Genomic DNA, 407 nt, shown 5'->3' with positions numbered 1-407 from the left:
TATTAGACGGAGCAGTATTATTAGTTTCTGCAAAGGATGGCATACAGGCACAGACCCGCATACTGTTTCATGCACTACAGACAATGAAGATTCCGACAATTTTTTTCATCAATAAAATTGACCAAGAAGGGATTGATTTGCCAATGGTATATCGGGAAATGAAAGCAAAGCTTTCTTCGGAAATTATAGTGAAGCAAAAGGTTGGGCAGCATCCCCATATAAATGTAACGGACAATGACGATATGGAACAGTGGGATGCAGTAATTATGGGAAACGATGAACTATTAGAGAAATATATGTCAGGGAAACCGTTTAAAATGTCAGAACTGGAACAGGAAGAAAACAGGAGATTCCAAAACGGAACGTTATTTCCCGTTTATCACGGAAGCGCTAAAAACAATCTTGGG

1 protein-coding gene is annotated in these 407 nt (G+C 39.1%); it reads left to right on the top strand.

Annotated elements, in window-relative coordinates:
• The coding region (locus tag NE473_RS30430; RefSeq protein ID WP_256265579.1) for a GTP-binding protein at positions 1-407 on the top strand (407 nt) is incomplete at both ends.

Source organism: Hungatella sp. SL.1.14 (assembly GCF_024460495.1).
GTDB classification, from domain to species: Bacteria; Bacillota; Clostridia; order Lachnospirales; family Lachnospiraceae; genus Hungatella; species Hungatella hathewayi.
The sequence above is the reverse complement of the archived record's forward strand: the minus strand, read 5'-3'. Positions and strand labels throughout refer to the sequence as shown.